This window comes from Exiguobacterium sp. s63 (genome assembly GCF_018617335.1).
GTDB lineage: Bacteria > Bacillota > Bacilli > Exiguobacteriales > Exiguobacteriaceae > Exiguobacterium.
The window spans coordinates 673,265-698,912 of record NZ_JACSKB010000002.1; the positions used below are offsets into that span (position 1 = coordinate 673,265).

Annotated in this window: 25 protein-coding genes; 22 read left to right on the forward strand and 3 right to left on the reverse strand. The window is 47.4% G+C overall.

Going from position 1 to position 25,648, the window contains the following annotated elements; genetic code table 11:
* Positions 1-96 precede the first annotated feature (96 nt).
* The 7 genes from KNO90_RS10290 to nhaC all read left to right on the forward strand — a co-directional run bounded on the left by KNO90_RS10290 (position 97) and on the right by nhaC (position 7,699).
* A complete protein-coding gene (locus KNO90_RS10290) occupies positions 97-1,947 on the forward strand; it encodes an anaerobic ribonucleoside triphosphate reductase (RefSeq protein ID WP_215113516.1) in 1,851 nt (616 codons plus the stop codon).
* Positions 1,925-2,380 (forward strand): anaerobic ribonucleoside-triphosphate reductase activating protein, encoded by a 456-nt coding sequence (gene nrdG / locus KNO90_RS10295; protein ID WP_214740412.1) that lies wholly within the window; start codon positions 1,925-1,927, stop codon positions 2,378-2,380. The genes KNO90_RS10290 and nrdG overlap by 23 nt, the downstream gene beginning before the upstream one ends.
* 54 nt (positions 2,381-2,434) lie before the next feature.
* On the forward strand, positions 2,435-3,253 hold the full coding sequence (locus KNO90_RS10300) for a fumarylacetoacetate hydrolase family protein (protein ID WP_214740414.1): 819 nt from the start codon (positions 2,435-2,437) through the stop codon (positions 3,251-3,253).
* Positions 3,254-3,364: 111 nt separating this feature from the next.
* Positions 3,365-4,630 (forward strand): S1C family serine protease, encoded by a 1,266-nt coding sequence (locus KNO90_RS10305; protein WP_214740416.1) that lies wholly within the window; start codon positions 3,365-3,367, stop codon positions 4,628-4,630.
* A gap of 56 nt (positions 4,631-4,686) precedes the next feature.
* Positions 4,687-5,031, forward strand: coding sequence for a DoxX family protein (locus KNO90_RS10310; protein ID WP_214740418.1), 345 nt, complete (start codon positions 4,687-4,689; stop codon positions 5,029-5,031).
* Between the two features lie 16 nt (positions 5,032-5,047).
* Positions 5,048-6,136 carry an amidohydrolase gene (locus KNO90_RS10315; RefSeq protein ID WP_214740420.1) on the forward strand — a complete coding sequence of 363 codons (1,089 nt, stop codon included), beginning with the start codon at positions 5,048-5,050 and terminating at the stop codon, positions 6,134-6,136.
* Positions 6,137-6,298: 162 nt separating this feature from the next.
* Positions 6,299-7,699 (forward strand): Na+/H+ antiporter NhaC, encoded by a 1,401-nt coding sequence (nhaC, locus tag KNO90_RS10320; protein WP_483299189.1) that lies wholly within the window; start codon positions 6,299-6,301, stop codon positions 7,697-7,699.
* Between the two features lie 15 nt (positions 7,700-7,714).
* On the opposite strand, the gene KNO90_RS10325 is transcribed toward nhaC, so the two are convergent.
* Positions 7,715-8,914, reverse strand: a complete 1,200-nt coding sequence (locus tag KNO90_RS10325) for a hypothetical protein (RefSeq protein ID WP_215113517.1) — start codon at positions 8,912-8,914, stop codon at positions 7,715-7,717.
* A gap of 79 nt (positions 8,915-8,993) precedes the next feature.
* On the opposite strand from KNO90_RS10325, the gene KNO90_RS10330 reads away from it, so the two are divergent.
* Together KNO90_RS10330 and KNO90_RS10335 are read left to right on the forward strand one after the other, a co-directional pair.
* A complete protein-coding gene (locus KNO90_RS10330; RefSeq protein WP_031423874.1) occupies positions 8,994-10,124 on the forward strand; it encodes a mandelate racemase/muconate lactonizing enzyme family protein in 1,131 nt (376 codons plus the stop codon).
* Positions 10,111-10,782, forward strand: a complete 672-nt coding sequence (locus KNO90_RS10335; protein WP_215113518.1) for a hypothetical protein — start codon at positions 10,111-10,113, stop codon at positions 10,780-10,782. Before KNO90_RS10330 ends, KNO90_RS10335 begins: the two co-directional genes overlap by 14 nt.
* Before the next feature lie 31 nt (positions 10,783-10,813).
* Here KNO90_RS10335 and KNO90_RS10340 read toward each other — a convergent pair whose 3' ends face one another.
* Positions 10,814-11,569, reverse strand: coding sequence for a GDSL-type esterase/lipase family protein (locus KNO90_RS10340; RefSeq protein ID WP_215113519.1), 756 nt, complete (start codon positions 11,567-11,569; stop codon positions 10,814-10,816).
* Positions 11,570-11,687: 118 nt separating this feature from the next.
* On the opposite strand from KNO90_RS10340, the gene KNO90_RS10345 reads away from it, so the two are divergent.
* From KNO90_RS10345 to hfq, 7 genes are all read left to right on the forward strand, one after another.
* Positions 11,688-12,608: an ABC transporter ATP-binding protein gene (locus KNO90_RS10345; protein ID WP_214740432.1), complete on the forward strand. Its 921-nt coding sequence runs from the start codon at positions 11,688-11,690 to the stop codon at positions 12,606-12,608.
* Positions 12,601-13,599 (forward strand): ABC transporter permease, encoded by a 999-nt coding sequence (locus KNO90_RS10350; RefSeq protein ID WP_251127418.1) that lies wholly within the window; start codon positions 12,601-12,603, stop codon positions 13,597-13,599. Before KNO90_RS10345 ends, KNO90_RS10350 begins: the two co-directional genes overlap by 8 nt.
* Positions 13,600-13,773: 174 nt before the next feature.
* Positions 13,774-15,303: a M4 family metallopeptidase gene (locus KNO90_RS10355; RefSeq protein WP_214740434.1), complete on the forward strand. Its 1,530-nt coding sequence runs from the start codon at positions 13,774-13,776 to the stop codon at positions 15,301-15,303.
* Between the two features lie 101 nt (positions 15,304-15,404).
* Complete coding sequence (locus KNO90_RS10360; protein WP_215113520.1) at positions 15,405-16,259, forward strand: PPK2 family polyphosphate kinase; 855 nt, start codon at positions 15,405-15,407, stop codon at positions 16,257-16,259.
* Between the two features lie 104 nt (positions 16,260-16,363).
* Positions 16,364-16,963: an AmiS/UreI family transporter gene (locus KNO90_RS10365; protein WP_251127419.1), complete on the forward strand. Its 600-nt coding sequence runs from the start codon at positions 16,364-16,366 to the stop codon at positions 16,961-16,963.
* 309 nt (positions 16,964-17,272) lie between these two features.
* Positions 17,273-18,208, forward strand: a complete 936-nt coding sequence (miaA, locus tag KNO90_RS10370; protein ID WP_215113522.1) for a tRNA (adenosine(37)-N6)-dimethylallyltransferase MiaA — start codon at positions 17,273-17,275, stop codon at positions 18,206-18,208.
* A 27-nt stretch (positions 18,209-18,235) separates the two neighbouring features.
* Positions 18,236-18,484, forward strand: a complete 249-nt coding sequence (gene hfq, locus KNO90_RS10375) for an RNA chaperone Hfq (RefSeq protein ID WP_012726185.1) — start codon at positions 18,236-18,238, stop codon at positions 18,482-18,484.
* 38 nt (positions 18,485-18,522) lie between these two features.
* Here the strand turns inward: hfq and KNO90_RS10380 are convergent, their stop codons facing one another.
* Entirely contained in the window at positions 18,523-19,035 is a 513-nt protein-coding gene (locus KNO90_RS10380) for a hypothetical protein (RefSeq protein WP_215113523.1), read from the reverse strand.
* Positions 19,036-19,190: 155 nt separating this feature from the next.
* On the opposite strand from KNO90_RS10380, the gene KNO90_RS10385 reads away from it, so the two are divergent.
* The 6 genes from KNO90_RS10385 to KNO90_RS10410 all read left to right on the forward strand — a co-directional run bounded on the left by KNO90_RS10385 (position 19,191) and on the right by KNO90_RS10410 (position 25,635).
* Positions 19,191-20,369, forward strand: coding sequence for an HD domain-containing protein (locus tag KNO90_RS10385; RefSeq protein ID WP_214740446.1), 1,179 nt, complete (start codon positions 19,191-19,193; stop codon positions 20,367-20,369).
* A gap of 15 nt (positions 20,370-20,384) precedes the next feature.
* On the forward strand, positions 20,385-21,335 hold the full coding sequence (locus tag KNO90_RS10390) for a CobW family GTP-binding protein (protein WP_215113524.1): 951 nt from the start codon (positions 20,385-20,387) through the stop codon (positions 21,333-21,335).
* Positions 21,316-22,098, forward strand: a complete 783-nt coding sequence (locus KNO90_RS10395; protein ID WP_214740450.1) for a 5'-3' exonuclease — start codon at positions 21,316-21,318, stop codon at positions 22,096-22,098. The genes KNO90_RS10390 and KNO90_RS10395 overlap by 20 nt, the downstream gene beginning before the upstream one ends.
* Positions 22,079-22,471 carry a reverse transcriptase-like protein gene (locus KNO90_RS10400; protein ID WP_215113525.1) on the forward strand — a complete coding sequence of 131 codons (393 nt, stop codon included), beginning with the start codon at positions 22,079-22,081 and terminating at the stop codon, positions 22,469-22,471. The genes KNO90_RS10395 and KNO90_RS10400 overlap by 20 nt, the downstream gene beginning before the upstream one ends.
* A 104-nt stretch (positions 22,472-22,575) precedes the next feature.
* The gene (gene fumC / locus KNO90_RS10405; RefSeq protein WP_215113526.1) at positions 22,576-23,976 is read left to right on the forward strand and encodes a class II fumarate hydratase; all 1,401 of its coding nucleotides are present in this window, start codon (positions 22,576-22,578) and stop codon (positions 23,974-23,976) included.
* A 168-nt stretch (positions 23,977-24,144) separates the two neighbouring features.
* Positions 24,145-25,635, forward strand: a complete 1,491-nt coding sequence (locus KNO90_RS10410; RefSeq protein ID WP_215113527.1) for a GGDEF domain-containing protein — start codon at positions 24,145-24,147, stop codon at positions 25,633-25,635.
* Positions 25,636-25,648: the final 13 nt, after the last annotated feature.

Genomic DNA, 25,648 nt, shown 5'->3' on the forward strand with positions numbered 1-25,648 from the left:
CGTGACCATCGAGAAAATCACATGCCATAATCTATATATAGGATTCTTAAAACGAATATGAATGTTTTGAATCCATATATAGTGAGGTGATGGGTTTTGAAATTACTGCAGTTGTATGAGGACGTCTGCGTCTTACCAGATCAAGACTTGGTACAAGAGAATGCGAACGTGGACGGCAAATCCCCGCTCGGAAAACTAGCACGACTCTCTTCAGAAGTGTCGAAAGAATTGTCGCAGACGTATTTGATGTCGGAACGGTCAAAACAAGCCGTCACTGATAACTTTTTATACGTGCACGATGCGGACTATTACATCACAGGATCGACGACATGTTGTCAAATTCCACTCGGTCAATTGTTGAAAGACGGCTTCCATACGGGACATGGGACGATCCGGTCCCCGAAAGACATTCGCTCCGCCATGGCACTTGCATCGATTATCCTTCAAGCGAATCAAAATATGCAGCACGGGGGGCAGGCGTTCCCGATGTTTGACGTCGACTTGGCACCGTATGTCGAGAAGACATATGAGCGTCAACTGAGCCGACTCCAATCGTTACCTGTTGACTGGGACGAGGGGCAAATGGAGACACTCGCGGAAGAAGAGACGATTTCGGCGACGTATCAGGCGTGTGAGGCGTTCATTCACAATGCGAACTCGATGCACTCACGAGGTGGTGGGCAAGTGCCTTTCGTCTCGATCAATTATGGGACGGACACGTCAAAGTGGGGACGTATCCTCATTCGGGAGTTACTCCGTGCCACGGAATGTGGGTTAGGGAACGGGGAGACTCCGATTTTTCCTATTCAAATCTTTAAAGTGAAGGAAGGAATCAACTTTCGGGAGGACGATCCGAACGTCGATCTTTTCCGTGAAGCGTGTCGGGTCACAGGTAAGCGTCTTTTCCCGAACTTCTCGTTCATCGATGCCCCGTTCAATGCCACGTACTATGATGGGACGCATGCATCTGAAGTGGCATACATGGGTTGCCGCACGCGGGTCATGGGAAATCGACATGGGGAGGAGACGTCAATCGGACGTGGCAATCTTTCATTTTCCACACTCAACTTGGTGAAGATGGCACTTGTATCGGAGTCGATCTCGGATTTTTACCGGATACTCAACCGATATGTCGACATCGGAATCGAACAGTTGGTCGAGCGTTTCGAGTATCAATGCACGCGTCGCGCTGAAGAATTTCGTTTCCTTTACACACAAGGGGTCTGGCGAGGAAGTGAGGAGTTACATATTCAGGATGAGGTCCGAGACGTATTAAAACAAGGAACGCTCTCACTCGGTTTCATCGGACTCGCTGAAACGTTAAAGGTGTTGACGGGCAGTACACATGCCGAGTCGCGTGAGGCGGAACGACTCGGTCTCGATATCGCCACGCACTTAGCTGATCGCATGCGAGCGGCAGCCGATTCGTACGACTTGAATTTCTCGTTACTTGCGACACCGGCAGAAGGACTGTCAGGTAAATTTGTGACGAAAGACCAGGAAGCGTTCGGGATGATTGAAGATGTCACCAATCGTGCCTTCTATACAAATTCATTCCACGTGCCGGTCTATCAGTCTGTATCGATTCGTGAGAAAATCCGAATCGAGGCACCTTATCACGCATTGTGTGACGCGGGACATATCTCTTATGTCGAAGTCGATGGTTCTCTCGCCCACAACGCGGAAGCGGTGGAATCGATTGTTCGTTTGATGCGTCAACATGACATCGGCTACGGTTCGATCAATCATCCGGTCGATCGCTGCGGGAATTGTGGCTTAGAAGGGCTGATTGACGAATCCTGTCCGACTTGTGGCGAGGATACAAACATCGAACGAATTCGCCGCATCACCGGTTATTTGGTCGGGACGATGGACCGTTGGAATACGGCGAAACGAGAAGAAGAGCGGGCGAGGGTGAAACACGATGCGCATTCTATCCGTCGTTGAAGAATCCGTAGTTGACGGACCAGGGATTCGGACGGTTATCTTTACTGCCGGCTGTCCGCATCACTGTAAAGGGTGTCATAATCCTTCCTCGTGGAATCCATCCGGCGGTGAGGATGTCGAAGTAGAGGAACTTGTTCAACGCGTCAAGCTCAGTGGTTGGGACGGGGTGACCATCTCAGGAGGTGAACCGTTTCTTCAATCATTAGAGCTAGCAAAACTCGTCATGGCATGTAAGTCGCTCGGTAAAAATGTGTGGGTGTATACCGGTTATACGTTCGAACAGTTGGAAGCGATGCACGACGAAGCGATTCAAACCGTGTTAGACTACGCCGATGTCCTCGTTGACGGTTATTACGAGCAGTCGCTACGAGATATGGGACTCCGCTTTCGGGGATCGAGTAATCAACGAATCATCTTTTTGAATAAAGTGTAATCGAGGCAGAGATGTCTCGATTTTTTGTATAATGTTGAAAAAGGGGGATTTAAGATGAAATGGTGTAGTTTTGAGATGCAGGAAGAGCAACGAGTGGGGATCATCGAGGGCGATTTCGTCTTTGATGTCAGCAATCAAGTACATACGACTAACTTATTAGAAGTGATCGCCCGTGAGTTCGAGCCGGATATCGACTTGGACGTGGCGCCATCATACCGAGTGACGGAGGTGAAACTACTCGCCCCGTATCGACCGTTGAAAAATGTGATTTGTATCGGTAAGAACTACGAAGAACACGTGAAAGAGATGGATACAGCGGGAGCGGGGAAACTCGTCATCTTCACGAAAGCACCGACTTCAGTCGTCGGTCCGGAAGCGGTCATTGAGCGCCATCCGGAATTGACGGATAAACTCGACTATGAAGGCGAACTCGCCGTCATCATCGGAAAGTCGGGACGAGACATCGAATCGGTCGAAGAACACATTTTCGGATACACGATTCTAAACGACGTGACGGCACGAGACGTGCAAAAAGAACATGTCCAATTTTTCCGTGGCAAGTCACTCGATACGTTCTGTCCGATGGGACCATTCATCGTGACACCGGACGAGCTTCAATTCCCTCTCCAAATCAAAACAAGTGTTAACGGGGAGACGCGCCAAGACGGAACGACGGCCGATATGATTCGTCCGATTGACGAGCTCATTCGGACGTTATCGAAAGGCATGACGCTTGAAGCGGGTGACATCATCGCGACTGGTACGCCGGCCGGGGTCGGGCACGGGATGACGCCACCGACGTATCTTCAAACGGGTGACACCGTCGAAGTGACGATTGAAGGTCTCGGCACGCTAAGAAATGTGATTGTCTGAATGAAATGACGTAAAATGTGAAGAATCTTGTAATTCATTTATCATTTCATAAATGAGTGTTCCTCTTCGTTATAGTAAGGGTAGAAGATAACACAGAGGAGATGAATCATTATGGATCGTCACGATCAATCAAATGAACACGATCAATTACATGAATCAGAGCAACAAAAAGATTGGTTAGATACAGAACTCGGTTCATCCAACCGAGAAGAGACAATGGTACGAACACAAACAAAACCGTCATTCGTCAGCCGTATGTTCCCGGGACTTGTCGGTGGGGTCATCGGGGCGTTGTTGACGGGCGCAATCGCATATCCGTTTATCGACCAACCGGCTACGAGTGTGAGTGACACGAACGTGACCTCGCAAGGGACTCCGGTCCAGACGTCATCGAACGTATCCGATTCTTCGGTCACGAATGCCGTCGCGACCGCTCAACCTGCCGTCGTGACTGTGAACAACTTCGCCCAAACCGGATTCTCGAGTGAAGCGGTCGAGGCTGGAGTCGGGTCAGGTGTCATTTACAAAAAAGAAGGAGACTCGGCATATATCGCGACGAACCATCACGTCGTCAACGGAGCGGACAAGTTGACGGTCACGTTTAATGATGGCACGACAGCGGATGCCACACTCATGGGAAGTGACGCCACGTATGACTTGGCCGTCTTGAAAGTAGACGCTGATAAAGTACCGGCCGTCATCTCAATCGGCAAATCGAGTGAGTTAAAACCGGGACAAACGGTCATCGCCATCGGGAATCCACTCGGACAATTCGAGAACTCCGTGACGCGTGGTGTCGTCTCGTCGACGTCTCGTCTCGTACCGGTCGATACAGATGAGAACGGACAGGCCGATTTCAATGCCGAGGTCATTCAAACCGATGCGGCCATCAACCCAGGTAACTCAGGTGGTGCGTTAATCAACGAAGAAGGACAACTCGTCGGGATCAACTCGATGAAGATTGCGACGGCAGAAGTTGAAGGAGTCGGCTTCTCGATCCCAGTCGACATCGCCCTTCCGCTCATCAATCAAATCGAACAGACGGGAGAAGTGAATCATCCGTCACTCGGCGTATCACTTCGTGACGTATCAGAGTTCCCTCCAGGTTACTTGACGGAACAAATCAACTTACCTGAATCGGTAACGGCGGGAACAATCATTGTAGAAGTGCAGCAAAACAGTTCGGCTGCGAAAGCAGGTCTTGAGGCACGTGACGTCATCGTGAAAATCAATGACAAAGACGTTAGTTCCTTCATCGACCTCCGCAGTGAATTGATTCGCGATACGGATGGAACGGTCGACATCGAATATATCCGCGACGGAAAAACAGAGACGGTTCAAGTCGAGATTCAAAACGCGAACGGTTCTGCATTGTAAAAGGTGGGCAACATGCCCGCCTTTTTTGCTATGCTTATACAAAAGGAGGATGAGATATGGTACGAAACTTATATGGGGTGCTACTATTCGGGGCAGGGATTTTACATTTTGTCAGAGAGAAGGCGTTTATGTCGATTATTCCGAAGTCATGGCCGTTCCGTCGACTGATGGTGCGACTGAGTGGAGTCGTTGAGGTCATATTCGGAGCGATGCTCTTACTCAACAAGGGGACGACGTTCGTAAAGAGAACGCTACCGGCATTCTTTATCGCCGTCTTCCCAGCCAATATCAACATGGCCGTCAAACCTTCTAGAATCGGTGGGAAAGTCATTCCGAAATGGATCACGTGGGGTCGACTCCCACTTCAATGGATTTTGATCAAAGGTGTCAAAAAAATATAAAGGTGTGGAGATACATATGACAAACGTATTGAAATGGTTTGAACATTTTCATGCACATCCAGAAGTCAGTTGGAAAGAAGTTGAGACGACACGTACGATTGCCTCCATCTTATCGGACTGGTCGATTCCGCATCGGACGTTCGAGGATGTGACCGGGGTGATCGCGGAGATTGGATCGGGGGAAGACGTGATTGCGGTCCGCGCCGATATCGATGCGTTATGGCAACAAGTGGACGGTACGTTTCGAGCGAACCATTCTTGTGGGCACGACGCGAATATCAGTATGGTACTCGGAGCACTTGAACAGTTGAAGGACGAGCCGTTACAGAAGCGGATCCGTTTCATCTTCCAACCTGCCGAAGAGCAAGGGAATGGTTCCCTCGCCATGATCGAACGAGGCGCGTTAGAAGATGTGATGCAACTGTTCGGGATTCATTTACGTCCACAAGAAGAGTTAAGAAAGGGACAATACGCTGCGGCGATTCAGCATGGTGCTGCCTTTTTCCTAAAGGGAGAAGTGATCGGAGATGACGCGCACGGCGCAAGACCGCATCAAGGACAGAACGCACTCGATGTCATCTTCACGATTCAACACATGCTCAAAAGCATTTACTTGTCACCGTTTGAGCCACACTCCGTCAAGTTGACGAAAGTACACGCCGGGAGTGATAACATGAATATCATTCCGGGGAATGCGACATTCTCGATTGACGTCCGTGCCCAACAAAATGAGGAATTGCTCGAACTCCGAAATCGTGTCGAGGACATGCTTCACCATGTCGCTCAACTTCATCACATCAAAGTAGAGTGGGAATGGCAAGACTTCACACCGGGAGCGGTCGTCGGGGAAGAATCTAGCAAAATCGCCAAGCGAGCGATTGAGGGACGCTTCGGTGACGCGGCTCTCGTCGAACGGATCGTCACGTCAGGTAGCGATGATTTTCATTTTTATACCGTCGAGAAACCGACGCTAGATGCGACGATGATTGGAATCGGGGCTGACTTGGGTCCAGGACTCCATCATCCGCATATGATGTTTGACCGTGACGCCTTAGAGGACGGGGCTCGTCTACTTGCGGATGCGCTCCGAATTGCAGCGACTTAATTCAGAATGAGTGTGATAGACAGATGTCTGTCCACTCATTTTTTTATTGCATCAATCATTTGTAAGCGCTATCATAACGTTATTAGCGACAATATAACGACAATTCTGAATTTTCGCTATAGGGGAGGAAGTTATATGGAAACAACGGGGAACAAGCAAGACATGAAGTTAGGGTGGGCGCTCTTGCCACTCGGGGTGATGATCGTCGTCATGCTCATCTCGATCGTTAAGCTCGGTCAAGGTCCACACATTCCGCTCATCGTCGGAACGGCAGTCGCTTCAATCGTCGCCTGGCGTCACGGGTTCAAGTGGAAAGAGATTGAAGAGATGATGTATAAAGGGATTCGTCTTGCCTTACCGGCAGTCGTCATCATCATTTTGGTCGGGTTGACGATTGGGGCATGGATCGGTGGAGGGATTGTTGCCACGATGATCTATTTCGGACTGAAAATCATCTCGCCGGCATACTTTTTGTTAACCATTTGCCTCATCTGTGCGGTCGTCGCGCTCTCGATCGGGAGTTCATGGTCGACGATGGGTACGATTGGAGTAGCGGGGATGGGCATCGGGCTGAGTATGGGGATACCGGCGCCGATGGTAGCGGGGGCTGTCATCTCAGGAGCTTACTTCGGGGATAAGATGTCGCCTTTGTCAGACACGACAAACTTGGCGGCAGGCTTAACTCATACGAATTTATTCGTACATATTCGGCACATGTTATATACAACCATTCCGGGACTCATCATCGCGCTAGGGGTATATGCTTGGCTTGGTAGACGGTTCGCAGATTCGACGACGGACTCTTCAGAGATCACGCAGACATTGACGATTTTAGAGAACAGTTTTGTCATCTCACCATGGTTACTCCTCGTTCCACTCGCCGTCATTTTGCTCGTCGCGAAAAAAGTACCTGCGATTCCGGCACTCGTCGTCGGGATTGCCCTAGGCTTCTTGGCTCAAGTGTTCATTCAAGGCGGAACGCTCGCTGACAGCGTAGGCGCTCTTCAAAGTGGCTATGTCATTGATACGGGTAATGAACTGGTCGATAACCTCTTCAGCCGAGGTGGTCTTGATGCGATGATGTACACGGTCTCGATGACCATCGTCGCGATGACGTTCGGTGGAATTTTAGAATATTCGGGGATGCTCCAATCCATTATGAACCAAATTTTGAAGTTGGCGAAAACGGCAGGTTCGTTGATCGCTTCAACGATTTTAGCGGGAATTGCGACGAATGCGACGTGTTCGGAGCAGTACATCTCAATCGTCGTCCCGTCACGTATGTTTGCTGGAGCGTATGAAAAAATGGGACTGCAGTCGAAAAACTTATCTCGTGCCCTCGAGGATGGAGGGACGTTGACATCCGTGTTTATCCCGTGGAATACGTGTGGGGTATTCATCCTCGGAACACTCGGGGTCGGAGCGTTCGAATACGCACCTTACGCCGTCTTGAACTTCATCGTACCGGTCATTTCGATTGTTTATGCCTTCACGGGATATACGATTGAACGCATGGCGGTCATCCAACAGGAAGAACCTGTCGCAGAACAAGCGGCTCAATAAAACGATTCCCGGTCGTCAATCGACCGGGAATTGAAATTTATAGACGGTGCGCGGACGACCTTGGCTGTAGCTCATCTCTTCGCCAATCGGATGAACGAGTTTTGCATCAACCAATTTTTTGATGAGTCGCTCTGTCGTGCGACGTGTCACATTTAAATGGTCGGTCAGCTCTTTCGCTGTAAACTCGAGCTGGTCCATTGAAAAGTGAATGAGCTTTTCGATATTGGTCGGACTCATACCCGTCTGTTTCATCATGTCATAGACACGCGTTTGCGTGACGCGGAAATGAATCGTTGCCGGTTGATCGGTGAACGTCATTCGTTTTGAATCGTCGAAGATTCGTATCGTGGCATTACTCGCCGTCTGAAGGGCAAGTTCGGCATGCTCAACGGCGCGTTGATAATCGGACCCATATCCAATCCCTACATGACCAGGTGAGTCCTCTGACAAAATAAAACCTTTTGATATAGCAGATTCAATCTTTCCTTTACTCGATAATAGGACGATACCGTCTTGAGTGGTCTCCATCAATTTACCACCGAAATAATGATGTGTTAACACATGGTTGAGCGTATCTTCACTGGCATCCGAGTAGAAGAGCACGGCGAGTTGGGACTGGTCTGATTTGTTCAATCGAATCTGTTGAATAAAATCATGGAAGTGGTGGAGAATTCTCTCTTCTGGCTCAATCATGAGTTGACTAGCAAATCCATTTTCCACTAAGTGTCGATGAACTCGCTCGACACTCGTCAAAGCGAATCGAGTCGACCCATTTCGTTGAAGTTTCTCATGAAACGAAATCAACTCTTCGAAATTCATATACGGACTAAGTTCTTTCACTTGCGGTGGCGACATGTGGCTTGGAAACGATGCTAAAATTGATTCAAGTCGTGACACATCAACGAGATCGATGGAGAGCTCTTCAATTCGGAGCTGTTGTGTCAACGTCACGTATAAGAGCGACGTCAATAAGACGACATCATCTTGAACGACGTGATGAGCGTACGGAAGAGACGCTACCTCTGTCGCGTACGTATAAGGAAATGAACCGGAGAAGAAAACTCCGTCAAAAAATAGGAGTTGCGTAGCGATGTCTTTCGCTTCTCGTGGGTCATCATACGGAAATCCCTCGATTCGAACATCGGGTAAAGAAGAACCTTTTTGTACCTGTTGAATAAACGATGGTGATCCGACGACGGCGATATGGATGGACATGTAAAATCCCCCTTGCAATTTAGCGACTATATAACGACAATATAGAGGAACAGGCAGTTGAAGTAAAGGAGTGATGAACATGAATATTCAAAAAATAGAAATTTTCTCGGTTCGATTTCCGTTAAAAGTACCATTCATCGTCAGTTATCATCGTTATGATGATATGCCGTCTGTCATCGTCAAAATGACGACTGCATGTGGACTTGTCGGTTATGGGGAAGCCGTGGCGGATGAGCATGTGACGGGTGAGTCCGCTGAGAGCACGGTCAGCGTCCTCCGTCATCTATTGGCTCCGCTCCTAATCGGAAAAAATCCGATGCACTTAGAGCATATTCATGACGAAATGGACCGTGCGATTCGTGGTGTTCCGGCTGCCAAAGCAGCACTCGATATCGCCTGTCATGATGTGATCGGGAAAAAGCTGAATCAACCCATCTACGAATGGATTGGCGGTCGGTACCATGAGTCATTCCCAGTCACGCACGTCTTGAGTATCGGAGAGCCGAACCATATGGCACAAGAGGCACTCGAACAAATGAAACGAGGCTATACGGCAGTGAAGATGAAGGTCGGAGTAGATGTGCAAACGGATGTGGCGCGTGTCAAGGCGGTACGGGAAGCGGTAGGAAATGACGTGCCGATTCGAGTCGATGTTAACCAAGGGTGGGTCAACGCGGCCAATACCGTTCAAGCGATGCGTCTACTCGAACCGTATGGCATCGATTGGGTCGAACAGCCGGTCAAGGCGGATGATTTTGAAGGCATGCTCGAAGTGAAACAAAAAATTTCCGTCCCGCTCATGATGGATGAAGGGCTGAAAGACGTTCACGATATGAGACGCTTGACGATGATGCAAGCAGCCCATAAAGCGAACATCAAGCTCATGAAATGTGGTGGCATCTATCCGGCGAAAAAGTTGGTCCATATGGCGGAAATGTCCGGAATCGAATGCCAGATCGGTTCCATGGTCGAATCCTCTATTGCATCGAGTGCAGGATTCCACGTCGCTTTCTCGAGTAAAATCGTGAAGACGGTCGAGTTGACGGGTCCGCTCCGATTCGGGAAAGATGTCGGAAACTTATTATATGATTTACCAATCATCTCACTGAATAATCGTCCGGGACTCGGTATTGACGTCGATGAGGACGTGTTGCGTGAATTGACGACGGATTCTTACGTGATTGGAGAAGAATCGCATGTGGAAAGGTGAGATCAAAGACCTTTCCCTTCATGTTTGTGTTTTAGGCTTGTCCGATTTACCGGAACTGTTGTCCGTCCAAGATGCGGTCATTCAGGCATTGGCTGAACCAGAACATTATCAATCGCTATCCATCGAGGAGTTCACGAAACTATTGAATGACCAGACATTGATTGGGGCAAGATCAGATGGTCGGATCATCGCGTTTCGAGCGATGCTCATCCCACCGATCGATGCGGAACATCTAGGGCGGGATATCGGTTGGCCGGAGGATTCGCTTGAACGTGTCCTGTATCAGGAAGTGACGAACGTCCATCCAGACTTCCGTGGATATGGACTACAGACACATTTAGGCAAACTGTTGATGGCACAAGTGGAATCGGATGATCGATTCGATGTCGTCTGCGCTACCGTCGCACCGTTCAATATTCCAAGCATGAAAGACAAGTTTACGCTCGGACTCCGAATCGGGGCGTTGAAAGAAAAGTATGGCGGGAAACTCCGCTATATTTTTTACAAAGAGATGCATCGTTCGTGGCATCCCACATCAGTTGTGCAAGATGTACCGATGGAAGATCGTGGGCGACAAGTTGAGTTGCTCCAAGCGGGTTGGATCGGGACGGGCATGATGAAACAAGGGGAACAGTGGATTGTTCGATATGAGAAGTAAAAAATCCTCGTCAAGCTGACGAGGATTTTGATTATTCGAGAACGAAGAGTACATCATTCGCGAATTTCTCATACGTACGGTCACTCGGGTGGAACTGGTCGGTCGCAAGGTCTCTTGATAAGTCAGAGATGTAGGCGAACGGGTCGATCACATCGATATTCTGCGCATTCGCCAATTGTTTCGCGGATGCGTTCCAATCGAGGATGAGCTGATTGAATGCTTGTCCATTCGCATCATTTTGAAACGGATTATATAGACCGATATACACGATGGTTGCCGAATCGTTGAGCGAACGAATTTCAGTGAAAATCGTTTCTAAATTCGTCTTCGCATCCGTGACCACTTGTTGAATATCGACGGATTCGAAGTTATCGACGTTTTCTCCACGGTTGAACAAATCGTTTCCACCGATGGTCAACGTGATATATCGTGCGTTTTCGATGGTCCGACGCACTTCAGGTTGCTCGAGTTGTGTGAGTAAATCTTCTGTTCGTGCCCCAGACACGGCAAGGTTTTGCGTACGTACGCCTTCTTCTTCTTCTTCAAGAGCAGCGCTGACAGGCTGTACATATCCTGCGCCTGATGTTGAACCGACACCGCGTGTCAACGAATCGCCTAATGCGACGTAAACGTTTCCTTCTGGTTCGGGACGTTCATCTTCGGAGACGGAAAGTGTTCGCTCCGGAGGATTGACGATATCCTGATAACCGATCCATAGACCGTATAAGGCAATTCCCGTCAAGAGAACGGCGCCGGTTAAAAATGCATACCACTTCGACTGTTTCATGGGCTGACCTCGCTTTCTATATAGACATCATATCAAAAATGAATGGATGTGCCCTATGTGAATGTTCGAATAGGACAGATTCACTTTTGTCCGATAGAATAAAGAAAGAGGTGAGACAATGGAACCGACGTTAAAGCTACATGAACTGACAAAAGTGATTGGTAAAAAGACGATTATCGATAATATTTCGTTAGACGTCTATCCAGGCGAGGTATTCGGTTTTTTAGGACCGAACGGTGCCGGGAAGACAACAACGATTCGAATGATTGTTGGTTTGATCAAACCGACGAAAGGAAATGTATCGATTTGTGGATATCGTGTCGACAAACAATTTGTCCAAGCGATGAATCAAATCGGAGCCATCGTCGAAAATCCAGAACTGTATAAATTTTTATCCGGACGTGAGAACTTAGAAGCGTTCGCAAGGATGCTACCGGGTGTTGATGATAAGCGAATCCAGGAAGTCATCGACCTCGTCGATTTGACCGCTCGAATTGATGATAAAGTGAAGACATACTCCCTCGGGATGCGCCAGCGACTCGGTATTGCCCAAGCGTTATTAAACAATCCGCGTGTCCTTATCTTAGATGAGCCGACGAACGGGCTCGATCCGATGGGGATTCGGGATTTACGACTTTTCATCCGTCGTCTCGTAGAAGAAACGGGACTGAGTGTTCTTGTGTCGAGTCACATCCTGGCTGAGATTGAGCTGTTAGCAGACCGAGTCGCCATCATGTCGCGAGGCAAGATTGTTAAAGTAGGAACGGTCCATGCCTTAATCGAAGAACTCGCGTCAACGGTCGACTTACATGTGACGAATAGCTTCGAAGTATTGCCGATTGTGCAAGGATATGAAGGAATCGACCAAGCGGACGTGGTGGATGAACGAACGATTCGTATTTCCATGAACGTTGAAGAGACGGCGAAGTTGAATCGCTATTTAATGGAAAGAGACGTCGAGGTGTTTGGACTTGAGCGCCGTGTCCAAACGTTAGAGGATCTCTTCATCACATTGACAGGCGGTGATCACATTGCCTAACCCTTCAATGCTCGGACTCATTCGAAATGAAGTGCTCAAGATTCATCGGAAACGTCGATTGATGGTCGTGTCCATCATCCTGATTGTCCTCGTGTCGATGTTCACATACGCGAATTATCGGCAAATCGAAAAGCAACGTGAAGAGCAAGGGACGATTGATTGGCGCGTGGATCTTCAACAAGAAATCATTGATACACAAAACCGACTCGCATCTGCGAATGTTCAGGATGAGTTTCGACAAATCCTAGAGTTCCGAGTTCAGCAGAATCAATATTATCTGGATAATGACATCAACCCGAATTATCCGGGTGCCCCGACGTTCATGCGCGTCTTCTTCTCACAAGGGACAACGCTTGTCTTACCGCTCTTTATCATTGTATTGATGGCAGATATCGTGAGCGGAGAACATAATGACGGGACGATCAAGACGTTGTTATCACGACCGGTCCGACGATATAAAATTTTGCTCGCCAAATGGTTGACGACGCTCCTCTATACATCGATCTTAATATTTGTGACCGCCGTCGTTAGTTACGCCATATCCGGTATCGTGCTTGGGTGGGATGGTTGGACAGCCCCGATTTTGACAGGTTTCCAAGCATCCGCGACAGGAACATTCTCCACAGATTTCGTGCATACTCTTCCGATGTGGAAGTATCTGCTTATGTCGATGGGGCTATCATGGCTCGTCGTTGCCGCAGTCGGTACGATCTCGCTCATGATTTCCGTTTTGGTGAAGAATACGGCGACTGGTATCGGGATCATGATGGCCGTCCTAATCTCTGGGCCACTTTTGACATCGCTCGGCTCAAATTGGGATAGCTCGAAATACCTGGTCAACGTCAATTTCGGTCTTCATACCTATTTGGAAGGACAGGCACCTCCCATCGAGGGAATGACGTTGCCGTTTTCGCTCCTTGTCATTCTTTTATGGTCCATCGCCGCCTTGGTGTATGCGTTTTATCACTTTACTCAAAAAGATGTCTATTAACAGATCGTGCTCCTTTCCTGAAGGAGCACGATTTTTTTGTAGAATATATAGGATTTTTTAAAAATTATGGTTCTAAATACTCAATATTATGAATTGTCAAAATAATTAAAAAGTTGGATACACGGTTTGTGGGATACTGTGTAAAGTAAGAATCATCACAAAGGAGGGAAACACATGAAAAAAGTTGTATCAACATCATTAATCGCAGGCGTTTTACTCGTACCACAATTAGTAGGGGCGGCAGAATTGAAGTCAGGCACTCTGACGAAACCATCAGAAAGTGCACCGACAACAATCGTTAAAGAGTACGTGAAGTCAAAAGGTGAGTTCAAAACGATTGAGTCGAAGTCAGACAAAGTCGGGAAAGTGGTTAAACTTCAACAAACAGTTGATGGCGTACCGGTATTCGGTGGTGTGGTCGTCGGTGTCGTTGATGAAGCAGGTCAATTAAAAACTGTCGTAGATGATGCGAAATCGGTCAAAAACCTACATAAATCGATCAAGCTAAGCGAGAAGAAAGCCATCGCGAGTTATAAAGCGCTTGTCGGACATAAAGGGGCTTACGAGCTTGAACCGGAAGCGGAATTGATTGTCTATCCACAAGGTGACAAGTCGGTCTATGCATATCAAGTGACGGGAACCATTTTAGATGCTGAAAAACCATCACGTTGGACTTACTTCATTAATGCAGGAACGGGAGAAGTACTCAACAAGTTTGATCAACTAGCTCACGCGAGACCGACGAACGGCGTGACGGGTACTACGTACACAGGTACAGGAATCGATGTACTTGGTTACAGTCAGACGTTCAAAACTACGAAGAGTGGTTCTTACTATTACCTTCAAGATTCAACGCGAGGTAAGGGAATCTATACGTACGATGCAAGAAACCGTACTTCACTCCCTGGCTCACTTTGGGCTGATGTGGATAATGTCTTGAATACAACGTATGACCGTGCGGCAGTTTCAGCACACGTTAACGCTGCAAAAACGTATGACTTCTACAAAAACAACTTCGGACGTAACAGTTATGACAACGCAGGCGCTGCTTTGAATTCATCTGTTCACTATAGCCGTAGCTACAACAACGCATTCTGGGATGGAAGCAAGATGGTGTATGGTGATGGCGACGGTTCGACATTCACATACCTCTCAGGAGCACTCGATGTTGTCGCTCACGAATTGACACATGCCGTGACAGAATATACAGCAGGCTTGATCTATCAGAACGAGTCGGGAGCGATCAACGAAGCGGTATCGGATATCTTAGGTACGGTTGCTGAATACAATGTTGGTACAAACTTCGACTGGTTGGTAGGGGAAGACATTTACACACCTGGTGTAGCGGGCGACGGTCTTCGTTCGATGTCGAATCCGGCTGCATACGGTGACCCTGACCACTACTCAAAACGTTACACAGGGACGCAAGATAACGGTGGGGTTCACATCAACTCAGGTATCGTTAACAAAGCGGCATACCTCTTAGGTAATGGCGGAACGCACTATGGTGTATCTGTACAAGGTGTCGGAGTCATGGAAATGGGCGATATCTACTACCGTGCACTCAATGTTTACTTGACGCCAACTTCGAATTTCTCTAGTCTTCGTCAAGCAGTCGTTCAATCGGCGAAAGATCTTTACGGTTCAACAAGCGCACAAGCGGTATCGGCTGCGAAATCATTTGACGCTGTCGGAATCTACTAAGTTCTCAACATCCCTTCCGGTATTTCCGGAAGGGATTTTTTTATGTGATTTTTGGGTAAATCAAGGTTGAACGTCGAGCAAAAAGGAGAACGAGTGTAAATATGAAGAAATTTATTGTCTCACCGAATAGCAAGATTCAATTAGATGATTTTCAGACGTCTGTTCCAGACAAACCGGGGGATGACACCTTGACGAATGAACTCATTCCGAACAGTGTGGAGCGATTGAAAGAGCTACATTGGCGATTGTATGCCGAGAGTAAGACAGGGATTATCGTCGTCTTGCAGGCGCTTGATGCGGGTGGGAAAGACGAGGCGATCAGCTATATCTTTTCAAATTTGAACGCCCAAGGACTAAAGACGAATGCGTTTCAAAAACCTTCAGATACAGAGAAGAAGCACGACTATCTGTGGCGAATGCACGACTTGTTACCGGAAAGAGGTCAGGTCGGAATTTTGAACCGATCCCATTACGAGGAAGTCATTGCGCCTCGTGTCCATGATTTGTTGGGGGACGAAGTACTTCCAGAGGAAATGGACCAGGAAGAGGTCTGGGGGATGCGTTATCGTCAAATCAACGATTATGAACGCTATTTACAGGAAAACGGATTCGAAGTCATCAAATTCTTTTTCAATGTTTCAAAAGATAAGCAACGCGATCGTTTGCTCGAACGACTGAAAGACCCAAAGAAGAATTGGGAATTCTCTTTTAGTGATGTCGAAGAACGACAGCATTGGCAAGAGTATCAAGAAATCTTTGCCGAGATGTTGTCGCACACTTCCACGGACATATCACCATGGTATGTGTTGCCGGCAGATGATGAGTGGTATAGTCGATATGTTATTTCTTCTGTCATGATTGATGTCCTCGAGCGAATCAATCCGCAATATCCGACTTTTACGAATGAAGAGCAAGAACGCATCGATGAGGCGATTCAAACGCTTGAAAATGAATAGTGGATGACGTTCTCGTGAACAATCAAAAATCCCCTTGCACTGAAAGCGAATTCAAGCTAAAGTGATACAGTAGATTAGAGGTCAGACATCTGTACAAAGGGGTAATGAGTGTGGGTAACGTAAGTTTATTATTTGGTGGCGTCGCGCTATTTTTAAATAGTCTCGTCCTTCTCGGGAAGGTTGATATGAAGAGTGCAGGATTTTTTAGTTTGTTTACTGGACTTTTACAAACGTTTATCGCCACATGGTTATTGATTGGGGCAAGTCCTGAAGAGCAGTTCGGTTTTGCGAGCATCTATCTGTTTGCGTTCACATATTTGTATGTAGGTGTGACGTTTATTTTGAACTTAGACGGCCGGGGCGTCGGCTGGTTCTCGCTATTCGTGTCGATTGCAGCCGCTTTTTACGGGGTGATGGCAATCGCTGTAGCTGATCCGATGGGTGCATTAACATGGTTCTTCTGGTCACTTTTATGGGGACTGTTCTTTTTTGGAATGGGACTCGGAAGACCGAACGAGGCCATCACAGCACGTGTCGCTCTCGTATTGTCGTGGTTGACGTTGATTGTCCCGGCGATGGTTGGGATGGCTGGACTGATGAACGGGTGGTATGAAATGATCTGGTGGGCAGCGAGCGGTACGGCAATCCTGTACTTCATCGTTTCTGTTAAACGTACGAAACAACCAGTGGAAATTGCTTCATGATAATTGAAAAATGACAAGAGGTCATTGTGTGCGATTGAATCACTCACGATGACTTATATACGGTCACTACAACATGCGCACTCCTTCTTGAGTGTGCATTTTTACAGTTATTTTGTGTCTAAAATGTGAAAAGCGGGAATGTGATAGCTAAAGGAGGCGAAAGCAGATGAGTGATGGTCTCGTGTTGTTACTCGGATTACTTTTATGTGGTTGGATGCTGTTTGCCATCGTGTTTGATGATAGAATAAAAAGAAGAATTTGATGACCCGTCTCATGAGGAGACGGGTTTTTAATTGAGGAGTGAGATGTATGAAAAAAACACCTGTCGTCGTCATCGTCGGTCCGACCGCCGTTGGCAAGACGAAGACGGGCATCGAACTAGCGAAAGCGTTCGACGGCGAGATTGTCTCGGGTGATTCGGTTCAAGTGTATCGTGGCATGGACATCGGTTCAGCAAAAGTGACGAAAGAAGAGGCTGAAGGGATCCCGCATCATCTGATCGATATTTGTGATCCGGATGATGCCATGAGCGTTGCGATGTTTCAACAATTGGCGCGTGCCGCCATCGATGATATTTATGCCCGTGGCAAGTTACCGATTATCGTCGGTGGGACGGGTTTATATATTCGCTCTATCTTATATGACTATGAATTTGTGGAGCGACCTATCGATGAAGCGTTGCGGGCTGATCTTGAACGGATGGCGGAAGTGGAAGGGCGTGAGGCGCTACACCAACGATTGGTTCAACTTGACCCAGAGCGTGCGGCTACGATTCACCCGAATAACGTGCGTCGCGTCGTGCGGGCGCTCGAAGTAGCGATGCAAGGTGATACCCAGACGACGGACAGTGCGCCATCCGAACATTATGATTATCGATTGTTCGTCCTTCACGCGGATCGTGAGATATTATACGACCGAATCAATCAGCGCGTCGATGCGATGATGGAAGCAGGACTTGTCGAAGAAATCGAACGACTTTTGGCACACGGATATCGGGATACACAGGCGATGCGAGCCATCGGCTATAAGGAAATGATTCCATACATCGACGGAAACATATCGAAAGAGAAAGCGACAGAGTTGCTCAAACAGCATACAAGGCAGTTCGCGAAACGGCAATTAACTTGGTTCCGTCATCAATTTGATGGAATTTGGGTGGATATGGGTCGAAAATCATTTGAACTATCATATAAAAATATTTATGATGAGGTAGAGGGGTTTTTTCGAAAATTCCGATTATTTTAAAGAGATAAAGACTAGGGGGAATCCAGCATGAAAGCGAGCTACAACATCCAAGACCATTTTTTGAATCAACTTCGAAAAGAAATGGTGCCAACGACTGTATTTTTGGTGAGTGGGTTTCAAATTCGAGGTGTCATCAAATCATTTGATAACTTTACCGTCATCGTCGAGTCGGAAGGTCGTCAACAGTTGATCTATAAACATGCGATCTCAACATTCTCACCGGCACGTAACGTGACGCTATATGAGCCAGACGCAGTCGAAGTAACAGAAGGATGAGTATAAGAAAAGGAGCGGCCCGGGGACCGCTCCTTTTCTTATGCCGTTTTTGTCGTTCCAGGTTGCTTGATTGCCTCAAGGACGCGCTGAATGGCACATCCCCCGAGGAGTGAATCCATTTGGTCACAAATCTGAGTCGGTGTCGAACGGTGTAACAATGTATATGTTCGCTTCCAAGCACGTTCTGCCGATTGGATTCGGACGAGAAGGTCGGCGTGACTCAGTTCTTTCAACTTATCAATATTGAGTCGGTTCGTTCGAGCGAAACTAGATAAAACGACTGCCTTTGCTAGCGGTGTCTGAAGTGGGTAACCTGAAATTTCAAGTGCCGCCATGGCCCCTTTCATCTCATGTTCGACGATTTTGTCGAGTGATGAATCTTTTACATATGGATTACCGGAAAGATGCGTGAGAGACTGTTCTAAGTCTTGCATGCCCACCGGACAAGTTGACGCTTGTAAAATATGTTCAATGGATTGTTGCTCTTGTGCATAACGTGTCGCTTCCCCCGAGGCGATGAAACGCTCATACGTGTCGATTAATGAAATCATTATCGTTTCCCCCTTTATCGAACTATCTTTATCGTATCAATAATCGTAAGCGCTTTCAATATAATGATTGGAAAATCGAGACCCTACTAGAAAGTATGTTCGCCTAATGGTCGGAAACACGATACAATGTCAGAAGATGCGAGGAGGGAATGATTATGAACTATTATCAACAAATTGATCCGGTCATCGGTTCGACGACGGACTATGATCGATTTCAAATACCACGAATCGAAAAATCAACGGACCGTTTAGACCAGTTACCGGACGGGGCCTCTGTTCAAACGAAGGCACTCGTCAGCACTGTCGAGTTGAAAGAAGGGAAGAGCGGTGCGAAGTGGCTACAATTAAGTGTCACGACGGCGAACGGGATGATGCGTGCCAAACATTGGCTCCGTGGTAATGAAGATGAGCTACTTCCGATCTATGAGTCGGGTGTCATCGAATTGTCCGGGAAAATCGACGTCTATCCAAAACCGGATGGCGCCAAATCGATTACGATTGATCGCGTCCACCCCATCTCGAAAGATGAAGCGATCTCATTATTACCAGGTTTACCAGGGGATGAGACGATGGAACAGTTTGCGGATGAATTGTTCAGTATACTTGATACGTTGTCACCGGCAGCTCAACAGGTTGCGGTTGGACTACTTGAACTGGTCTGGGATGATTTCGTTTTGTCGCCAGCGGCACTTTACCATCATCACAACTATGCGGGAGGTCTATTAAAGCATACCGTATGCATGCTTCGTCTCGGCTACAGGATTCAAGAGCAAGATGACTATTTGGCGATGGTGTTCCGTGTAATCAAAGAAGCGGAGCAGTTGCACAAAGTCGACCTTTGGAATACGATGAACGGTGTTAAAATCGAACAGGCATTTAAAGGAACGTTTGAATCACTGTATGCCGCCTGTGAAGCGATGGCCGAACAGAAAGAGCCACTGAATTGGGATGAACTTGCACTTGGAATCCTTTTCCATGACATCGGGAAAATATATGAATACAGTCATCTGTTATCTAGTCCGAATCGTTTTGAGAAGTTATCTCCCGTACAGGGCACAAGTGAAACGACTGGCATCTCCATCAACCCGATTGGGAAATTGATCGGGCATATGCCATATGGTGGGCTATTGTTTGAAGAAGCGTTACGCCAGAAGTCGATTCAATTACCGCTAGATGTTCATCATCGTATCTGGCACATGATTTTATCACATCATGGAAAACGAGAATGGGGATCGAGTGTCCTCCCGATGACGACGGAGGCATGGATGCTTCACTTGATCGATTTATTAGATGCGCGTTATGAGAAATGGGCTCGCGCGCACGAAGATTTGTAAGAAAAGGGTGATATCATGATTCCCGTACAATTAGTGACAGGGTTTTTAGGAGCAGGAAAGACGACGTATATGAACCGTTTACTCGCGGCGACGGATGAAAAGATTTGTCTGATCGTCAACGAGCTCGGCGCGATTAATATCGATGAACAATTGATCGTCAAGATGGACCAAGAGCAAATTGAACTTTCAAACGGATGTATTTGCTGTTCCATCCAAAATGATTTGAGTAAGACGTTCTATCAACTCGCGGCAAAACAAGAAACATTCGACCGAGTCATCATCGAGACGACCGGTGTCGCCGATCCCGCACCAATCATTCAGACGATTTATTATGATGAATATTTGCGACAACACTTTAAAATGAACGCCATCTTGACGGTTGTGGATGCCAGTCAAATGGACCGTGAACTGTTCAAAGAAGGCATTCATCAAATCGCTTATGCCGATCTCATCTTGTTAAATAAAACCGATTTAGTGTCGTCGGATGAACTCGATCAAGCACGCCGCCGAATCGAACAACTCAATCCGACGGTAAGGATTGTGGAGACGATTCAAACAGAAGGCGATTACGAACTCCTCGAGAATACGTTCCAATTGTCACGTGTCGATGAACAGAAGTTGAGTCAACTGACAGAGACGAGTGAATCGGTCTCCTCCCTTCGTGCCATCACGTTGAGTGCCGAGCGTCCGTTGTCTCGGGAGCGCGTGACCCGTTACGTTCGTGAAGTCTTGATGCACTACGAGGATGAGATGTATCGGATGAAGGCGATTGTCCGCTTACAGGATGAGGAGCGCAAGTTTGTCATTCAAGCGACGAATCAGTTGATGGGCGCGACATTTGCGAATGAGATGCACGAAGGGGACCGTTCCGTGTTTGTATGGATTGGGAAGGAATTAGACCAAGAGGCACTAGCACGGGGATTAAAAGCATGTGAGGTGGAGCAAGATGAAGCTTATTCTAGTTGACGGATTTAATTTGTTATCCCGTTATTATTTTGCGACGGAGCGAAGACGGGCACAAGATCCGGAAGTGACTGTGAAAGGATTACTCCGGAAAGTCGATTCTTGGATGACAGACTTTTCCCATATCGCTTTCTTTTGGGACGGGACACGAGAGTCTACCCACCGTTATGCGATATATCCTGAATATAAAGCAACGCGTAATGGACTCCCGGAACCGCTTTTCGAAGACTATTTGAAATTGAGAGCTGCTTTAGATGAACGAGGAATCTTACAATCCGAGTTGACGGGATATGAGGCCGATGATTTGATGGGTGCCGTCGCGACAGCGTTCCCGGGCGAATCATATCTCTATTCCTCGGACCGCGATTTACTTCAGTTATTGTCTCCGAACGTGTTTCAAATCATGCCGAAAAAAGGTGAGGAGCAGCTCGTCAATGAAGCTTCTTTTGAATTGATGTATGGCGTGAAACCATATCAGTTTGTCGACGTGAAGGCATTGCAGGGAGATTCTTCGGATAACATTCCAGGGGTACGTGGCATCGGTCCGAAGACGGCGACGATTTTGATTCAGCATTACGATACGATTGAGACGCTTTATGTGCATGTTCAAAATGAAACACTCGAAGCGTCCCATCAAAAATATGCCAAAAAACTGGACGGGAATGAAGAGATCGCCCTCTTGTCGAAACGACTGTCACAGATTGATATCCATGCACCTGTCAACACGGATTGGGAGGCGTACCGATTTGGTTCACATCTATTTTGACGCGGCCACCAATCAGACGTCTGGAGAGAACGGAATCGGCGTGTGGATCAAGTCATCCGACGGTACCGTATCGACGTTTAAACGTCGAATGCAAGGATTGACAAGCGTTCATGCGGAATTGGCTGCATGTGCTTATGCGCTGGAGCAAGCGCATGTATTGGAAGGCGAAACCTCATTCATGCTGTATTCCGACGCCGAAGTGATCGTTCGCGCACTGGAGCAACGTTTCATGAAAGATGCTTCGGTGAAGCCACTTTTTCTGAAAGCGCTGATTGCCTATGATGAATTGCCGACCGTGTTCTTAAAGTGGATCCCACGAGCGGAGAATCGGGCAGACGTGATTGCACGTGACGCATTGAATAGTACGAATTAAGCGACCGAGATCATTCTTGGTCGCTTTTTTGACGGAGTCATTTCTTTTTAGATGGTTTTTCGCTAAAATGAAAGCGTAGTCAACTATAGAGGGGGAATCATACAATGGATTATCGGATTGAACGGGACACAATGGGGGAAATCAAAGTTCCAGCGACAGCGAAATGGGGAGCACAAACGCAACGTAGTCTCGAAAACTTTAAAATTGGAGCGGAGAAGATGCCGCTTGAAATCGTATACGCATTCGCCATTTTGAAAAAAGGTGCAGCTTTAGCGAACGCTGAACTCGGTGTACTCGAAGAAGAGAAAGCCGCAATCATCGCAGAGGTGGCAGATGAGATTTTAGCAGGGCAACATGATGCGGAGTTCCCGCTTGTCGTCTGGCAAACAGGGTCGGGCACGCAGTCAAACATGAACGTCAACGAAGTCATCGCACATCTTGCGAATGAGAAGTTACAGGCACGCGGTGCGTCAATCACGATTCACCCGAATGATGACGTCAATAAATCACAAAGCTCGAACGATACGTATCCAACGGCGATGCACATCGCAGCCATCCTTTCCGTACAAGATGATGTCCTTCCAGCAATCGAGTCGCTGTACGGAACGCTTTCACAAAAAGCGGAAGCGTATATGGATATCGTTAAAATTGGTCGGACGCACCTTCAAGATGCGACGCCGGTCACACTTGGTCAAGAAATTAGTGGGTGGGTCCGGATGCTTGAATTGTCAAAACAGATGATCGAGCGCACGATTGAACCGCTCACAGAGCTTGCTCTTGGAGGAACGGCCGTCGGAACAGGAATCAACGCACACCCTGAGTTCGGCGAAGCCGTAGCGAAGAAAATCTCAGAAGAGACGGGTAAATCGTTTGTGACAGCCGTCAACAAGTTCCACGCCCTCACGAGTCACGATCAACTCGTCTTCACGCATGGTGCGTTAAAAGCACTAGCGATGGACGCGATGAAGATTGCGAACGATGTGCGTTGGTTGGCTTCTGGACCACGTGCAGGAATCGGAGAAATCACCATTCCGGAGAATGAACCAGGAAGTTCAATCATGCCGGGTAAAGTCAACCCGACTCAAAGTGAGGCGCTTACGATGGTTGCCGCACAAGTACTTGGAAATGATGCGACAATCGGTTTCGGGGCGAGTCAAGGGAACTTTGAATTGAATGTCTTCAAACCGGTCATCATGTATAATTTCCTTCAGACTTGTCGTCTATTGACGGACAGCTTACATTCATTCAATGATCATTGTGCTGTCGGAATCGAGCCGAACCATGAAGTGATCTCACGTAACGTGGAACAGTCACTCATGCTCGTCACGGCACTTAACCCGCATATCGGATACGAGAATGCGGCGAAAATTGCTAAAACGGCACATAAAAATGGCACTTCTTTAAAAGAAGCGGCATTGGAAACTGGTTTATTAACGGAAGAACAATTTGATCAATGGATTCGCCCTGAAGAGATGACGTCACCGAACTTAAAAGTGAAAAAATAACACAAAGCGGTCGCAAGACCGCTTTTAGTATGTCTTTTTTAGGACGTAGGTCCTAGTGATATGTAAAACAATAGAAAATAAATAAGGAAATAGTTGTATTTTATCTTGAGAAGTCGCATAATCGAAACATAAGAGAATTCGGGGAGTACGAACATAGGGGGGACGAAGATGGAGCAAGGTCAACTCACTGAGCGTATACATATGATTTTGAAAAAGATATCGGAGTCGAGACAAATTCCAAAAAGCGATATCGAGTTTCTACTCGATTGGATGAAGAAGGAAGTTCGGCAGCGACGTTTGATGCATTTGTTAGAAATCTTTAGTCGTGTCGAGTCTGACGCGAAGGAGTTGCCAAGCGTCCTCACACAAGCGGAAGCTTTGACCTTGATCTCTCCTGTGAAACGTTATATCCATACTGTCTTGGGGATTGAACAAGAGGATGAAGATCTCGTCCTCATCTTATCCGCAAGCTTTTCCACATTTAGTCGTTACAAGTCTCGCGTTGAAAAGCTTGGGGCACGACCGGTATTTTTGCAGACCCTTGAAGAAGCCGTCGAATACGATTATGAAGATGTGCCGAAAGCCATTATTATGGACGTGGAATTATGGCCACAATTCAAAGAACGAGATATCCAATCGTTCGTAAGCAAGATGAGAAAGCTTTATGTGCCTCTGATTGTTATCGGAACGAACGAGCATTATCGTCTTGCTGCGTATTCTTACGGGTTCGACGATTATTGGGAATCGTGGGTGCCGATGGAGGAACGATTGGTGCGTCTTGGGCTACATATTGAAAAATCTCGCCTCGTATCAAAAGCGTTACTCGTGGATGAATTAACGGGTGCTTTCAACCGTAAGTATTTAAAGGCGACCTTTTCTCGGTTCATTTCGAGATTGGAGCGGTCTGGTGAGAGTTTTGCTGTCGCACTCCTCGATATCGATCACTTCAAACAATTGAACGATACGTTCGGTCACTCGTATGGGGATGACGTACTTCATCGTGTATCTGAAGAAATCCGTCATGCCATTCGTTCAAGTGATGAGCTCATCCGATACGGTGGCGAAGAATTTTTAATCCTCTTAAACGTCTCAGACCGTGCCATCGTCGAATCGGTGCTCGAGCGAGTTCGAACACGCATTGAAGAGATGGAGTTTCCATACGAGCACCAGGTGACGGTGTCGATTGGATACACACGTGTCTGTCAGACAGGCTATACACTTGGTGAATGGTGTGCCTATGCGGATGAGGCGCTATATAAGGCGAAACGAGATGGTCGAAATCGTGTCGTCCGATACACTTCTGCTGTTCGTGAGGAGAAGCGAATCGCCTATGTGACGATGTCTGCCAATACCTATACATCGCTCGCTGATCGACTCCCGAAAGAGCACCGTCGATATGAAGTCGTCTACCGTCCTTACGAGGCGTATTCTTGTAATGACAATATCGAGATGTTCGTCTTGGATGATGCGCGTGCGCAAGAAGCGAAAGGGACGTTGTCTGCTGTGAAAGAGCAACGAGGCAAATACAGCCACATCCTTGCTGTATCGAAACGAACGGCGTCTGAACTCGAAGCGATCTATGACGATTATGCGGACGGAGGACAGGACGAAGTCATCACGAAAAAAATTGAACAGTGGCTGGAAAAATTGCCAGACTAAAAAACAGACATCA